The organism is Virgibacillus sp. 7505 (assembly GCF_002272135.1).
GTDB lineage: Bacteria > Bacillota > Bacilli > Bacillales > Amphibacillaceae > Terribacillus.
In genome coordinates this window covers 126,050-140,624 of sequence record NZ_NPBF01000008.1, presented here as the reverse complement: position 1 = coordinate 140,624, position 14,575 = coordinate 126,050, and the positions used below count along the sequence as shown (strand labels likewise).

The window sequence follows — 14,575 nt, the reverse complement described above, 5'->3', positions numbered from 1 at the left end:
CTGCTATTATGCAGCGGTTTTTTAATGGGCACGGGTAGCTTCTAAGGCTTGCTGAACATTTGCGTAAAATGAAATTTCTTTTTTACGGAAGTCTGCCAGCTTCACGCTGGCTTTAGCAGTTCTCGGTTCAAGCCCTGTAACGATCAGCCGAGCTCCCATCACTTGCAGCAATTGATGGAGTCGCTGAATCCCTCTATGCACGTCTTCATTCAATTCCATCACACCTTGCAGATCCATAATAAATGTTTCTTCATCATGATCATGGACATGGACGGAGATACGTTGGTAGATTTCTTCCCAGCGCTCCGAATTAATATTGCCTACCAGAGGAAGTATACATACCTTTTCTGAGATTGGAACGAATGGAGTAGACAGCAGAGAGGCCTCCTGTTTATAGTCGTCTGCTTGCCTTTCTTTGTTCTTACGATCTGAGATATCCTGTTGAACACCAACAAAATATAACTTGTCTTCGCTAGGAACAAAAATTGGATACATGGAAAGTTCATTCCAGAAAGATTTTCCGTCTTTTCGATAATTCAGCAATTCTACAATGACAGATTGTTCCTCTTCTATCGCTTTTCGTACTTTTGCTACTTCTTCTCGAGAAGTCTTTTCTCCTTGGAGGAATCGACAATTTTGGCCGATTATTTCTTTTGTCGTGTAGCCTGTGACCTGCTCAAATGCTTTATTCGTATAGATGATCGGATTATCTGGCAGTGAAGGATCAGTGATAACAACGCCGGCTCCTACATAATCGATGACTTGGCGAAAGAAGGCATCGTTTATTTTGGTCGAATAGTGGATTTCTTTTTCCATGATAGTCTATCCTTCCTGAATAAGAATGTATTCTTATAACTTCCTCATCTGGTGATTTCTAAACGTCGTTCAAGCGCTGCAGACTCCTGGCTAGTTACGTTCATCATATAGAACCTCGTAGGTTCCTACAACAAATATATAGTCGCAGAAGGGAACTATTGGTAAAATAACGGAGAGAAGCTAGTGTCTAAAAGTGAGGAGATTCTTTATGTATAAACAGGAGCCTATTTTTCTGGAACCCGCTTTGCAAGAGCGGATCTGGGGAGGGACGAAGCTTGCAGATGTATTCGGTTATCAGCTGCCTTCCGAACAAACTGGTGAAGCGTGGGTTATTTCTGCACATCCGAACGGACCAAGCAAGATACGGAATGGTGAATTAGCAGGTCAGACGTTATTGGATGCATGGCAAAACCATCGTGATTTATTTGGAGAGCATGACAACGAAGATTATCCATTGCTTGTAAAAATCCTCGATGCGAGGACAGACTTGTCTGTACAGGTGCATCCCGCTGATGACTATGCACAGGAAGTGGAGAACGAACCTTATGGAAAGACAGAATGCTGGTATGTAATCGATGCCGAGCCTGGAGCCGAGATTGTTTTCGGTCATCATGCACAAACGAAGGAACAGCTGGAACAGATGATTGATCAAGGTGAATGGGATCAGCTGCTGCAAAGGATTCCTGTTAAAAAGGGCGATTTCGTGTATGTCCCAAGTGGAGCGATCCACGCTATCGGGGCGGGTATTGTCATTCTAGAAACGCAGCAAAGCTCTGACATCACATATCGTGTGTATGACTATGACCGGAAAGATGACCAAGGGAATGAACGAGAGCTGCATTTGGATTCTGCCAAAGCTGTGTCGACTGTTCCGCATGTAACAAATGAAACCAGAAAATCAGCTGTGACGAATGGTGCACTAACAGAGCAGCAGCTCGTGCAAAGTGAGTACTTTACAGTCTATCATTGGCAGCTAGCAGGTCAGATTGAACGGAAAGCTCCAGATTCGTTTCTGCAAGTCAGCATTATCGAAGGGAACGGAGAGATCATATTGGATGGTCAATCCTATCAATTGAAAAAAGGCGATCATTTCGTACTGCCTGTACACATCGGCAATTATACGTTGAAAGGGCAACTCGAAGCGATTGTTTCTCATGTGTAAGAGACTGGGGAAAAGATGTATCAGATAAACGGGAACCCGAACAAGGACGTGAATCTTCCAGCAAAGATTTACATAAGTTCGGGTTTTTGTAAGGCGAAATCTCTTTTGCCGAAGTGGTACTCAGAAGGATGGTTACTTTTAAGTACTAGTATTTTGGTTATATCCCAGCCTCATTATTCGACAGCCTTCGTCTATTTCCTGGGAAATAGTTGGGTTTTTTCTGCAAAGTATTTCCTTCCCTATGCTATAATTGGGGAACAGTTTAAAGAGACAGGAAAGGTGAGCTATGAAACGATTAGCAGCATTGTTATTTGGGCTTAGTATGATATTCCTGCTTTCTGCTTGTTCGGATGACCAGACAGCAAAGGATGGTCTTGATCAGTTTGTCGACAATTGGAACGCTCAGGATTTCGATAAGATGTACGAGCAGCTGACAGAAGAATCGCAGAAAGAGATATCCAAGGAAGATTTCGTCAAACGCTATACAGATATCTATGATCAATCTGGTGTAGCCGATTTGAAAGTCACTGCAGGAGATGTTTCAGAGGATGAAGAGAAATCCGACGCTGACACACAGCAGCTGCCTTTGTCTGTATCCATGCAGACAGTTGCTGGTGAAGTGAAATTCGATAAAGACGCAGAGCTTGTCAAAGTTGATGGAGAAGACGGTGCAACATGGAAAGTGAATTGGGACCCTTCTTATATATTTGCACAGCTTAATGATAACGAGAGCGTGCGCATCACTTCTGTTGAACCAGAACGCGGCCGCATCCTGGATACGAATGGAGAGGAGCTTGCATTCAATGCAACTGTTCCTTCTATCGGCATCATCCCAGGTCAGCTTGAAGGGGAAGGGATGACACGGGATGAGACGCTGGATCAAGTGGCTGAACTTCTTGAGATGGACCGGGAAGAGATTGACAGCTTACTTGACCAGAGCTGGGTGACGGATGAAGTAGATGTACCAATTAAAACATTGCGCCCAGATCAGCGTGATCTAGCTGCGGAAGTAACGTCACTTCCAGGTGTGCAGAGTACAGATACAACTTCAAGGTATTATCCGTACGGAGAAGCGGCAGCACATTTGACTGGGTATGTGAAGAAAGTAGATGCTGAGTTCCTTGAGAAGGACGACAATGCCTCTAACTACGATGCTAACTCCTCTGTTGGCTCAACAGGGTTGGAATCAGTCTATGAGGAACAGCTACGCGGGACATTAGGATGGAAAATCTACACTGTTTCAGAAGACAGCGATGAGCAAGAAGTGATTGCTGAGACAGCTGTGAAAAATGGTGAAGATGTCGAGCTGACCATTGATATTAATACGCAAGAGAAGATATATGAACAGCTGAAGGATGACAGCGGTGCTTCTGTTGCCTTGGATCCGAAAACAGGAGCTACCCTGGCATTGGTGAGTGCACCATCTTATGATCCTAATAATTTCATTTTTGGATGGGATGATGAGGAATACGAGAAGCTGTCCAATGATGAGAATAGTCCGTTTTCAGCTAAATTCAATAAAGCTTATGCACCAGGATCCACTATCAAGCCGCTTACAGCTGCTATTGGATTGGAAAATGGAGTCATTACACCAGATGAGAAGAAGCATATTGAAGGGCTGAAATGGGATAATGATGGCAAGTTCGGAAATTACAGTGTGACGCGTGTTTCAGAAGCCCTTTCGGATGTGGATCTAGAGAATGCGCTGATTACATCGGATAATATCTACTTTGCGATGACAGCGGTGGATACCGGAGCGAAAAACTTCGAAAAAGGTTTGAAATCCTTCGGCTTCGATGAAGAATTGGATTATGCATTCCCAACGGCAGCATCGTCTATTTCCAATGAAGGTCTTGATAATGAGACCCTTCTTGCAGATTCGGGCTATGGCCAAGGGCAAGTGCTTATGTCTCCTCTTCATTTAGCAGCATCTTATACGCCTTTTATCAATGATGGCAACTTGATCAAGCCGACGTTGCTGAAGTCGGAAGCGGAGGAAGCTGTCGTATGGCATGAAGGTGTTCTGCCGAAAGAAGGAGCAGATGCTATCACAGAAGGTCTTCGCGGTGTTGTGGAAGATGAACGGGGCTCAGCGCATCAGCCTGTTGTGGATGGTCTGACGCTCGCTGGTAAAACTGGTACTGCTGAATTGAAGCAAAGCCAAGATGACAAGAATGGTACGGAAAATGGCTGGTTCGTTGCTTATGATTACGATAAGCAGGACATGCTGATCAGCATGATGGTAGAGGGTGTCCAGGATAAAGGAGGCAGCCATTATACTGTTGAGAAAGTGAAGAATGTCTTCAAATAAAGAGAAGCGTGCGGGTTCCGCACGCTTTTTCTATATCAAGAATATAAGCTATAATAACATGTTGACAGGGAATATAAATGGGAATTAAAGGAAGGAGGGGGATGTATGGAGGAAAAACGCTATTCACCATCAGGCACGCTGGCACTTGGTATTCTATCGATGACACTCCCAGTGATCGGAATAATCACAGGTATTATTGCACTTATATTTGCGAATAAAAGTATCAAGGTGACAGAAGATACAGAATCTGCAAAGGCATTGTATTTGGCAGGAAGAGTATGCGGTATCATTGGATTGTGCTATCAAGCATTCATCATGATTTATTTCATTATCATAATCACTATGATTTTGGCAATGCCAGGGTATTATTAAAAAAACAGCCTCGGACTCAGTCCGGGGCTGTTTCATGTTCAGGAGTTGTCAAATCTACATCTTCCAGTTTATGCATTTTCGTTTTGTATTTCACTTTATAGATAAGCCAGCAAAGCAGGAAGATTGGGATACCAATATAGGAAGCGATGAATCCTCCAAGATCGAAACCGTCTTCTGTAAAGGAAGATACGCTTTGACCGACTACAACAATGATACTTAGTGCAAGCGCGAATATTGGAGCGAATGGGTAGAACTTCGCTGTGTACGGCAGGTCCTTGACATCATTGCCTTGTGCTACATACGCCTTACGGAAGCGATAATGACTGATTGCGATTCCTATCCAGATAATGAAACCAGTCATACCGGCAACATTCAATAGCCATGTATAAACAACTCCGTTACCGAAGAAGGAAGTAAGGAATGCCGCACATCCTACGACTGCTGTACCAATCAAGGCGTTGACAGGAACGCCGTTTTTGTTCAATTTTCCAAGGAAACGAGGAGCTTTGCCTTCTTTGGCAAGGTTCCATAGCATACGAGTGCTCGCATACATACCGGAGTTTCCGGCAGATAAGACAGCTGTCAGGATGACAGCATTCATAACGGATGCAGCAAACGCGATACCGGCTTTTTCGAAGACGAGTGTGAACGGACTAAGCTGTACATCCTCACTTGCCAAGCTTTCCGTTGTATACGGAATGAGCATTCCAATGACGAAGATGGCGAGAATATAGAATAACAGGATACGCCAGAAAACTGACCGAATCGCTTTTGGAATGGATTCTCTCGGGTTGTCAGCTTCTCCGGCGGCAGCACCAAGCAATTCCGTTCCTTGGAAGGAAAAGCCGGCAGCCATGAACACGCCGATCAAAGCAAGAAAGCCGCCATTGAATGGAGCGTCACCTGTCGTAAAATTCGAAAAGCCTGGAGACTCCCCGCCTAATATACCGATAATCATCAGCAGTCCAACGATGATGAAGATAATTACAGTGATTACTTTGATTAAGGCGAACCAATATTCAGATTCCCCGAAGCCTTTAACAGAAATATAATTCAGTAAGAACATGATGATCAAACTGATCGCACTCCAAATCCAAGATGGTGTATCCGGGAACCAGAAGTCCATGATCAGGGTTACAGCAACTAACTCAGCTGCGATAGTCGATGCCCAGCTGAACCAATAGTTCCATCCTAATGCAAAGCCAAGTGATTCATCGACAAATTTAGTAGCATATGTGCTGAAGCTGCCTGATACGGGCATGAAGGCTGCCATCTCTGCTAGGCTGGTCATCAGGAAGAAGACCATACAGCCGATGAGGGCATATGCCAGCAGTGCGCCGCCAGGACCGGCTTCACTGATCGCACCGCCACTGGCAAGGAACAGGCCGGTACCAATTGTACCTCCAAGGGAGATCATCCCTAAATGACGGGCTTTGAGTTTTCTTTGCAGTCTGGGTGCTGTGTTGTTATGTTTGTTGCTCACTTCTTTCACCTCGTCTATAGTATGGCATGTTACTGTGTACTTACTAAAAAAAGCCGTATCAGATAGACTTGCTCTATCTGAACGGCTTATTATACAAAACAGCATCATTCTAAAAAAATAAGATAGCGCAGCACGTGTATATTAGCTCACGTGGTTATTCTGTTCCTATTCGGTCCAGATGCAGCATTTTTGTAAAAGCTGCGTACTATTTTCATTGATTAATGAGTGCCTATGCAAATCAATGAGTTCTTATGCAATTGAAACCTTCCTAACTTTACTATACAAGGGGACAGATTTCAACTGTATTCTAGAATGGATTATTTTGGTGCTTTCCGGTGCTGTGTAGCGCACTCGTAGCTATAGCCGATTTCTATTAAGGTAGATTCCTCAAAAGCACCGGCAGTAAACGTAATTCCGAATGGTTCACCAGCCTCTGTGTATCCAGCAGGTACAGTAATAGAAGGATATCCTGCTTTGGCAGCAATATCGCATCCATAATAGCTAGGGAAGATGATCGCATCGAGCTTTCCATCAGCCATAACGCGATCGAGACCTTCTGTGCGGGATTGCCGTATGTCAGCTAACCGATCTTGCAGATAGTCTGCTTGTTTTAATGTGCCATCTGTTTTCTCGGAAGCTTCAAGAATATCTTGACCGTGCTGGAGTGCAGTCTCGGTGTTGATGCGGTTCCATTCAATCACTTCTTTTAATGTATGAGCGGGCAAATGGGATGAGGCTGTTCGTAAGTATCGATTCACACCATGCTTGAATTCATGATACAGAACACTGGATTCCCTCGTTATCTCCGGGACTTTTACGTTGATAAGTTCTGCCCCTTGCTCACGCAATGCAGTAAAAGCTTTCTCCATTAGCTCGCGTTTCTCGGGGGCAAGATTATCCAGCGTTTGTCCGTCTATACCAAGGCGTTTTCCGTTCAATCCTTCCGTTCGAATATACGCAGTGTAATCCGGAAGAGATGGAGCAAAGAGAGTGGCCGGATCTGCTTCATCCCTGCCAGCAATCACTTGCAGCAGGAGGGCTGCATCCTGAACTGTCCTTGTCATTGGTCCAGCAGTATCTTGACTGTGAGCAATCGGAATGATTCCATTGCGTGATACTAGGCCGACCGTAGGTTTGATCCCGACTAATGAATTACTGCTTGAAGGACTGAGAATAGAGCCGCTCGTTTCTGTTCCTATGCCAACCACAGCTAGATTGTTCGCAATAGCTGCACCAGTCCCGGAACTGGAACCACCGACATCAAAGCTGCCATAAGGGTTTCGCACTTGGCCTCCGCGTCCGCTGAAACCATTCGGCATCGGCTCTGACATAAAATTAGCCCATTCTGTCATATTGACCTTCCCTATAATAATAGCGCCTGCTTCCCGCAGCTTTCTGACGATAAAAGCATCCTGCTTAGCAAAGTTATCAGCAAGAACTAACGTGCCGGCACTTGTATGCATACCGTCTGCTGTATCTATATTGTCTTTAATAAGTACAGGAATACCATGAAGCGGTCCGCGCAGTTTTGCTTCTTTTCTTTCCATATCCATCTGTTCGGCAATGAATAAGGCATCCGGATTGATTTCCAATACACTATTTGTGCCTTCTTCGCAGGAATCTGCCGTTGCAATACGCTCCAGATAAGTCTGGACTAACTGAACTGATGTAATGTTTCCGGCTGCTAAATCACTTTGTAAGGATGTAATTGTCATTTCTTTAATTGTAAAAATATTCATAGACTGGATTCTCCCCTGTAAAATGTGTATGATTAGAAAATCTTCTGTATTTAGATAAGTCGGACTTATTAATTATACTAAATTTTCTTGCAATAAACTTCTAGGGGACCCCGATTTTATCATTTATACAGAAGCATCCAGAAAGGGGAAAAAGATTTGGAAACAACAAAGACAGTCAAGGTGCTGACTGCCGATCCTAGCGCATTAGGATTATTCGGACTAGCAATGGTCACATTAGTAGCATCTTCGCAAAAACTTGGTTTGACGGAAGGACTTTCTATGGTTCTGCCATGGGCATTCTTCTTAGGAGGCATTGCACAGCTGATTGCTTCCGCTCAGGACTTTAAACATAATAATATCTTTGGGGCAACAGCATTTGGTGCTTTCGGTTTGTTTTGGTTCGGTGTTGGCATGAGCTGGCTCATTCAGCTTGGTGCTTTTGGGGAAAACCTGCAAACCGCCGCAGACAGCCGCCAATTAGGTGTAGCTTTTATTGGATATCTTATATTCAGTCTCTTTATGACAGTTGGTGCTATGGGGACACATAAAGTACTATTTTTTATATTTGTAGCAATTGATTTTCTATTTATCGGTTTATCTTTAAGTTCTTTTGATATAGCATATGGAATAACACATACGCTTGCGGGCGTTGCGGAATTAATTATTTCACTATTATCTTTCTATGGTTCTGCTGCTGCAGTACTGAACGGTCATTATGGACAGACAGTCCTTCCGATCGGCAAAGCATTCGGTGTTTTCACAAAAGCAGACTAATGGAAAAATAGTTAGCAAGGGGCATAGACATGGCAAGAAATGATCGAGCATCAAATGATTTACACAAAGGTTTGAAAAATCGTCATGTGCAGATGATCGCGCTTGGCGGAGCAATCGGAACAGGTTTGTTTTATGGTTCTGCTTCATCGATCGGACTGGCTGGGCCTGCAATTGCACTTGCGTACTTAGTCGGCGGTATCATGATTTTCTTCATCATGCGGGCACTAGGTGAGCTTTCTGTAGATTCTCCAAACTCTGGTTCCATCAGTTACTACGCTTATCAGAATTTAGGCGATTTCTTCGGATTTGTTTCCGGCTGGAATTATTGGTTCAATTATGTGGCAGTGAGCATGGCGGAGCTGACAGTCGTCGGTATCTATGTACAGTATTGGTTCCCGAGTATCCCTACTTGGGTCACGGCATTCGGTTTTCTGGTCTTGATTACATTTATCAACCTTTTGAGTGTCAAATTGTATGGTGAGTTCGAATTTTACTTTGCCATCATCAAAGTTATCGCAATTATCGGGATGATAGTTCTTGGCTTGCTTATCATCTTCACTGGTATTGGGAACGGCGGCGTACCGACCGGCTTCTCTAACTTGTTTGATGAGGGCGGCTTCATGCCGAATGGATGGACTGGTGTAATCTTATCCCTTGTCCTTGTCATGTTCAGTTTCGGCGGAGTTGAATTGGTGGGAATTACAGCAGGTGAAGTGGATACTCCAAAGAAGACGATACCGAAAGCAATTAATCAAGTTGTTTATCGGATATTGATTTTCTATGTAGGTGCATTGCTTGTTATCATGTCTGTCTTTCCTTGGAATCAAATCGATGGTCAAAGCAGTCCGTTCGTACAGATCTTTGATGGCGTCGGAATTCCGGCTGCTGCAGGTATTCTGAATTTGGTCGTACTTACTGCTGCGGTATCTGCACATAACAGCAGTCTTTACAGCAACGGACGTATGCTGCACTCCTTGGCAAAGCAAGGGAATGCACCAAAGTTCTTAGGTAAAGTTGGTAAACGGACAGGAGCCCCGGTAGCGGCAATCTTTGTATCATCAGGGGTTGCAGCGATAGCAGTCATCGTAAACTACCTGTTCCCTGAAAAAGTGTTCAGTTATCTGATGGCGATTGCGACAATCGCTGTAATTATCAACTGGATCATGATTGTCATCATCCATTTAGCTTTTCGGAAGCGGATAGGAAAGACTGCAGTAAGTAAGCTATCTTTCAAAATGCCATTATATCCGATTGCCAACTATATGGTTCTGGTATTCTTAGTAGCAGTAATTGTGATAATGGGCTTTATACCGGATTACCGTCTAGCGCTGTTTATACTGCCGATTTGGGTGATCATTCTCTCGGTTGGCTACAAGCTGAAACGAAAATAAAAAAATGCGTATCCTCTAATGGATACGCGTTTTTTTGTGTTGTTTTTATACATGCTGCAGCATACGGAAACTGCCATTGGATAGCTGAATCGTCACATCAGATTGGGCTGCGATTTGCGGATCATGTGTAACCATGATGACGCATTTGTTCTCCTGGTGAGCGAGGTCGGTAAAGAGCTTTACAATTTCCTTGGAAGTCTTATCGTCCAGGTTCCCAGTAGGCTCATCTGCTACTATCAAATCGGTGTCACAGCAGAAAGCCCGTGTGATGGCCACACGCTGCTGCTGCCCGCCGCTGAGCGTCAGAACACGCTGCTTCGCTTGCTCCTCGGAGATGCCGACCTTTGTCAGCATTTTTAAGATATAGTCTTCTTGGTTCTCCACTTTTTTTCCGGTGATTGCCATAGCCGAAGCAATATTTTGATAAGCTGTCATGTAAGGAATCAGATTATAAGACTGGAAAATGATCGAGACATAATCGTGGCGGAATTTGCCGAGCCCCATTTTGCGGATCGATTTCCCGTCATATTCGATGTCTCCTTCTTTGGCTTTGTCCAGCCCTCCTGCCAAAGACAGGAAGGTGGTCTTGCCGGATCCAGATGTACCAGTGATCGTATAGAAGGTGTTTTTATAAAAGTCGATATTCACAGATTGGAACAACGGATTTTGTTTATCCGTGTACCAGTAACCAACGTTTTTGAATGCCAATAATGGTGCTGTCATGTTTACCCCTGCTTTCTATTCTTGTTTCGTCAAAATGTTTTTCGGCTGAAGTCGAAGGATCGAAATGGATGGGATAAGTGCTGCAATGATGGCTACAGCCAATCCGATACCGCCAAGAATCAAAATATTTTCCCATGTCACATTAATATTCAGGCTGCTGATTGCTTCACTTGGCTGACTAAATGCATCAGAGACAGCTTGTCCTGGGCCACCACCGCCCATCATACCGCCGCCAGGTCCTTGCTGCATGGACGTAGATGCAGTCTCGGCAGATGCCGTTGTTTGCTGATCTAACAGCTGGTTTCCTAGTACGTTCGCAATCGGATTTCCGAATATGGAAGACAATCCGACTGCAACAATGGCAATCACAACGATTTCTGTAATGAACTGTCCTGCCAGCTTCCATTTCTTCTCACCGATCGCCATAAGCACACCCATTTCATATTTACGCTCCCGGATGGATAGCATAACGATCAATGCAAGGATGATCGCACCAGCAATGGTTACAAGATAGACGATGTTTTTCGCAAAACTAGCAACATTTTCGATTGGTCCTACCATTTGCTGGTACAGGTCATCGTTTGCATCCAGTTGATACACGTCGAAGTCGACATCCGTTTTCTCTGCTGCGGCAATGAATGCATCGATGTTTTCAGCATCGTCCATTTGATACGTTACTGATTCTACTGTATCCGTATAGTCTTCACCTTTTAGCGTATTTGCTGCTGTATATGGAACATAAATCGTGTTATATGGATTCAGGAAGGAGAAATTCATTGCTTGGTCGCTTCCTGCTGAACTTGTTTCGTAAATACCGACAATTTCAAGCTCTTGTGTTGTATCTTCATCACTAGCAGAGCTGATATTGATTGTATCCCCAACGGCTAGATCATTTTCCTCGGCAAGTGTCTGCTCGATGACAGCAACGTTGCTGCCAGCGTCTGATTCTTCAATTCCTCGTCCGTCTACGATTTCTGCTTCGCCATCACTGAAGCTATCCGCTTCATCACTGGTCAGCGTACCGTTTACGGTTAGATCGGCTTGAACCATACCGCCGCGGCCTTGGTCACCGCCAGGAGCCTGTTCGCTTTCTGTGTCACTGCTGTCTGTGGATGTGCTGCTTTCGATAATATCGAAGTCTTCCGCATTAGCAGAAGCTGAAACAGAATAGTTGTAGCTCTGCACATGATCTAAAGCTGCGATTGACTCTGCATCATCCAGGCTGATTGGTGTGCTGGTGAACTGCGGCGGGCCGTCTGACTCGCTTTGCTCACTCTGCTGCTTCTCCATCGCTGCTTCCCGGTCGACTTGCAGTGTGACAGAGCCACCCAGCTCCTGTCTTGCCAATTCACTGGATGCCTTGGCTGCGGATTGAATTGTAAGCCCCGATAGTACGAATACACATATGACGGTGAAAATCACCAGTTGTAATAAGGTCTTTCCTTTTTTTGCTTTCATGCTCCAGAAAGCACGTTTCAAGAAATTCATTTTGCCATCTCCTTTACTTTTTCCGGGCATGCTATAATGCTTCTGAGCCACGCCCAACCTGCTAATTGCTAGTATGGGGGCACGTGCTGAAGTGTACTTGAAAGCTAGCTGAAGATTTGCTGAAAGTGAAAAAATCGGGAATCTTCAGCTGTTTTTCAGCTAGTTGTTCCATAATAAAGAAAAAAAGAAGAATGGATGACAGAATGGAGAACATAAAAGTATTAGTCGTCGATGATGAACAGACAATCACACAGTTCCTGATGCTTGGATTGCAAAATGAAGGCTATATTGTTGAGAGTGCAGCTGATGGTATGCAGGCTATTGCCAAAGCAGATCAGTTCGAGCCACATATCGTCATATTAGATGTCATGATGCCGGGGATGGATGGCTTTGAGGTGTGCCGGATGCTGAAAAAGAAAGGACGGAAGCTTTCTATCATTATGCTGACAGCAAGGGATCAAGTGGACGATCGCGTGAAAGGATTGAATGGTGGTGCGGATGACTACTTGGTCAAACCGTTCAGTTTTGAAGAACTGCTAGCCAGAATGCAGGCACGGCTCCGCAATCAATTTCCGGAACTGGGCGATTCCCTTGTAGCGGGACCTGTACGAATAGATGACCGCCGCAAGGAAATATACTTGGAGGAAGAGCTGCTGCAGCTTTCTCCGACAGAGTATGAGCTGTTAAAATACCTTGCTATGAACCAAGGGATTGTCCTCAGCAAGGCACTTATCCTCGATAAAGTATGGGGATATGCATTCGGCGGAGAAGAAAATATTGTAGAAGTGTATATCCGTTCTCTGCGGGAAAAGCTCCACGATAAAGATCGGCAGCTGATTCGCACAATCCGGGGGGCAGGCTATCGCCTGGATGTCAGATGAAGCGAATACCCAGATTGAAGCCAAGAACCTTGAATAAGCAGATTGTTGCGTTATCCTGTCTTATTCTTGCCATTATCCTATCAGTCGTCGGTATCTTACAATACTTCTTGATGAAAGATTTCCTATATCAGAATGAGGCAGATGCCATGCAGTCACAGCTGCATTCGCTTCCGCCAGCATTGCTTGAACAAAATGATGATATGCATCAGCCATTTCTATTCGATCGTTCTTTAGCCAGGATCGATACATCTGGTAACTACACAGATGTATCAGAGGAGAACGGCTTATCGAGTCCGCGCTTGGAGCAGGAAGAGCTTCGCAAGTATATGAACAGCAGGGATGATAAGTCCGCAAGATACATCGTGACGGAAGATGAAGACGGCAATGAGCAGCTCGTTGTCATTGTCGCTGACAGACGGTTCGGTGATATTAGCGGTTATTTACAAGCAGGGACGGAGACCGCTTCGATCAACGATGTCATCAATGGGCAGCTGCAGGTATTTTTCCTGCTGGCTATCGTGGCATTGGCTGCAGGCATCCTGCTTTACACACGAGTGATCAAAAAAGCGCTCGATCCGCTGCATCGGATAATCAGAAGGGTAGAGAGGACGAATGCGGAGAATTTGTCCGAGCGGATGGAAGAGGACTCTGAGCAAATCGAAATCAAACGGCTTACAGTCGCCTTCAATCAAATGGTAGAGAGAATCGACAGCTCGTTCCAGTCGGAACGGGAAGCAAAAGAACAAATGCAGCAGTTCATTGCGGATGCATCCCATGAACTGCGAACGCCGCTTACTTCCATTCACGGGTTTTTGGAGGTACTGCTTCGAGGAGCAGCAGATAACCCAGCCCAGCTCTATCCAGCCCTTGAAAGCATGCTCAAGGAATCGAAGCGGATCAAGAAGCTGGTAGAGGATTTGCTTTTACTCACCAAGCTGGATCAGTCTGAGGATATGCAGCTGCAGGATCTGGAGGTGAGTACTGTACTGGAGGAAATGATGCCGCATTTTGATATGCTTGCTGGCAGCAGGAAAGTACAGTTTTCAGTAAATGAGCATCTATTAGTAGCTGCTGATAAAGATAAATTGAAACAAGTGCTGTTGAATCTATTTTATAATGCAGTCCAACATACAGATCCTGAACATGGAGAGATTGATATAATCCTTGGTAAAACAGATCATGCAGCTGAAATTGCCGTAAAAGATAATGGATCCGGTATCCCAGAAGCACATCTTCCGCATGTCTTTGACCGATTCTATCGAAGTGACAGTTCACGCGCGCGTCAGCAAGGCGGTGCGGGTCTTGGTCTTTCCATCAGCCATTCTATCGTCAAGGCGCATAACGGGACGATAGAAGTGGAGAGTGAAGAAGGCAAGGGCACTATATTCCGAGTGTCAATACCGAAAAAAAGAAGGAACCCGTAGATGAACGGGTT

Annotated in this window: 12 protein-coding genes; 7 read left to right on the top strand and 5 right to left on the bottom strand. The window is 44.7% G+C overall.

Annotated features, from left to right (window positions below; translation table 11 throughout):
- Window positions 1–21 precede the first annotated feature (21 nt).
- Window positions 22–816, bottom strand: a complete 795-nt coding sequence (ytvA, locus tag CHH91_RS03520; RefSeq protein WP_095222013.1) for a YtvA family blue-light photoreceptor — start codon at window positions 814–816, stop codon at window positions 22–24.
- Window positions 817–1,024: 208 nt separating this feature from the next.
- Here ytvA and manA point away from each other — a divergent pair, with 208 nt between their 5' ends.
- From manA to CHH91_RS03500, 3 genes are all read left to right on the top strand, one after another.
- Window positions 1,025–1,978 (top strand): mannose-6-phosphate isomerase, class I, encoded by a 954-nt coding sequence (manA, locus tag CHH91_RS03515; RefSeq protein WP_095222011.1) that lies wholly within the window; start codon window positions 1,025–1,027, stop codon window positions 1,976–1,978.
- 286 nt (window positions 1,979–2,264) lie between these two features.
- Entirely contained in the window at window positions 2,265–4,289 is a 2,025-nt protein-coding gene (locus CHH91_RS03505) for a penicillin-binding transpeptidase domain-containing protein (protein ID WP_095222007.1), read from the top strand.
- A 105-nt stretch (window positions 4,290–4,394) separates the two neighbouring features.
- Complete coding sequence (locus CHH91_RS03500; protein ID WP_095222005.1) at window positions 4,395–4,661, top strand: hypothetical protein; 267 nt, start codon at window positions 4,395–4,397, stop codon at window positions 4,659–4,661.
- Between the two features lie 16 nt (window positions 4,662–4,677).
- Here the strand turns inward: CHH91_RS03500 and CHH91_RS03495 are convergent, their stop codons facing one another.
- Together CHH91_RS03495 and CHH91_RS03490 are read right to left on the bottom strand one after the other, a co-directional pair.
- Window positions 4,678–6,144 carry an amino acid permease gene (locus CHH91_RS03495; protein ID WP_483372383.1) on the bottom strand — a complete coding sequence of 489 codons (1,467 nt, stop codon included), beginning with the start codon at window positions 6,142–6,144 and terminating at the stop codon, window positions 4,678–4,680.
- A gap of 317 nt (window positions 6,145–6,461) precedes the next feature.
- Window positions 6,462–7,883: an amidase family protein gene (locus CHH91_RS03490; RefSeq protein ID WP_176465654.1), complete on the bottom strand. Its 1,422-nt coding sequence runs from the start codon at window positions 7,881–7,883 to the stop codon at window positions 6,462–6,464.
- 156 nt (window positions 7,884–8,039) lie between these two features.
- Here CHH91_RS03490 and CHH91_RS03485 point away from each other — a divergent pair, with 156 nt between their 5' ends.
- Window positions 8,040–8,657, top strand: a complete 618-nt coding sequence (locus CHH91_RS03485; protein WP_095222000.1) for an acetate uptake transporter — start codon at window positions 8,040–8,042, stop codon at window positions 8,655–8,657.
- Between the two features lie 29 nt (window positions 8,658–8,686).
- Window positions 8,687–10,048, top strand: a complete 1,362-nt coding sequence (locus CHH91_RS03480; RefSeq protein ID WP_095221998.1) for an amino acid permease — start codon at window positions 8,687–8,689, stop codon at window positions 10,046–10,048.
- A gap of 45 nt (window positions 10,049–10,093) precedes the next feature.
- Here CHH91_RS03480 and CHH91_RS03475 read toward each other — a convergent pair whose 3' ends face one another.
- Complete coding sequence (locus CHH91_RS03475) at window positions 10,094–10,771, bottom strand: ABC transporter ATP-binding protein (protein ID WP_095221996.1); 678 nt, start codon at window positions 10,769–10,771, stop codon at window positions 10,094–10,096.
- 15 nt (window positions 10,772–10,786) lie between these two features.
- Window positions 10,787–12,259, bottom strand: a complete 1,473-nt coding sequence (locus CHH91_RS03470) for an ABC transporter permease (RefSeq protein WP_095221995.1) — start codon at window positions 12,257–12,259, stop codon at window positions 10,787–10,789.
- 203 nt (window positions 12,260–12,462) lie between these two features.
- Here CHH91_RS03470 and CHH91_RS03465 point away from each other — a divergent pair, with 203 nt between their 5' ends.
- Window positions 12,463–13,140 carry a response regulator transcription factor gene (locus CHH91_RS03465; protein ID WP_217973690.1) on the top strand — a complete coding sequence of 226 codons (678 nt, stop codon included), beginning with the start codon at window positions 12,463–12,465 and terminating at the stop codon, window positions 13,138–13,140.
- A 29-nt stretch (window positions 13,141–13,169) separates the two neighbouring features.
- Window positions 13,170–14,564 (top strand): sensor histidine kinase, encoded by a 1,395-nt coding sequence (locus CHH91_RS03460; protein WP_353615310.1) that lies wholly within the window; start codon window positions 13,170–13,172, stop codon window positions 14,562–14,564.
- The last annotated feature ends 11 nt before the right edge of the window (window positions 14,565–14,575 follow it).